The sequence below is a fragment of the Oleiphilus sp. HI0066 genome (assembly GCF_001635725.1).
Window position 1 is genome coordinate 1 of the sequence record NZ_LWFH01001452.1, and the last position, 1,254, is coordinate 1,254.

Annotated in this window: 2 protein-coding genes; both read left to right on the forward strand. The window is 41.6% G+C overall.

Going from position 1 to position 1,254, the window contains the following annotated elements:
* A partial coding sequence (locus A3738_RS22635) for a 2Fe-2S iron-sulfur cluster-binding protein (protein ID WP_156504423.1) occupies window positions 1–497 on the forward strand: 497 nt, incomplete at its 5' end.
* The coding region (locus A3738_RS22640; RefSeq protein WP_197473967.1) for a fatty acid desaturase at window positions 494–1,254 on the forward strand (761 nt) is incomplete at its 3' end. The genes A3738_RS22635 and A3738_RS22640, both read left to right, overlap by 4 nt.

Here is a 1,254-nt window from a genome sequence, read left to right on the forward strand (position 1 = left end):
GTTTAGATCTGAAAATAATCGACACTGAGATTAATAACAGAATTAGCGACAAACACTTGGAGCACGCGCTATCGGAAAAATCCGTTTCGGATGCTTATATCTGCGGACCAATTGGCTTCATACAGACTGCCGGAAATTTACTTCAGCAACGCGCCAAAAAGCTTAATCAAACGCTTCCATCAATATACTCCGAGACCTTCGTTATACCTAAGATTTCTGGCAGCACATCTGAACATACAATCACAGTGAATAAAAACGCAACGGCAACCAGCATTGGCAATGAGCCCATATTAGATTCACTCGAAAGCGCTGGCCACAAACCCGTTTTTGGATGTCGGGCAGGAGCGTGCCACCAATGCTCGGCAACTTTATTAAGCGGATCGGTGAAAAACGTATTAACGGATCAAACTCATCGAGAGCACGGAGAAAAAATACAAATTTGTTGCAGCTTTGCAGAAAGCGATTTGGAGATAGAGATTCAGGAGAGAGTCGAATGACACAACAAATCCAATTTGATGTTTTAGAAAAGCAGTTTGAAGAATTAAGAGAACAAACATTTAAAAAAGTCGGGACCGAAGACGCCAACTATATTCGGAAACTTATTGGTTTTCAGAGGTTGCTCGATATTGTCAGCCGTATTGGAATTGCATGTGCATTCTTATTTTTTGATGGCTATCTAATGTGGTCGATAGCGATTTTATCTGTGCTTGGCTTAGCTCTCTCAAAGATTCTCGACAACATGGAAATCGGGCACAACATAATGCACGGTCAATATGACTGGATGCACGATCCGATTACAAACTCTAAACGATTCGACTGGGATAACGCTGGAGATAGCGATTCATGGCGTAGGTACCACAATTATGAGCACCATACTTATACAAATATCATCGGCAAGGACAGAGACTTTGGTTACGGTCTTTTGCGCCTGAGCGATGATTTGAAATGGCGCCCCAAAAACCTTTATCAGATCATAACCTATTTAAACCTAAGCCTACTGTTTGAATGGGGCGTTGCGTATCACGAGCTAGCAGGTGAACGCATATTCATTGGAAAGAAAAAAGAAAACAGTAAACTCCCAATATCAAGACTTGATTTAAGAAATGCATTTTTTAAGAAAGCCGGGAAGCAAATCCTCAAAGACTATATCCTCTTTCCGCTCATATTCTGGCCTGTCGCATTGCCAGTATTATGTTGCGCGATTATCGCAAATATTTTACGCAACCTATGGACCGCGACTATCATATTCTGTGG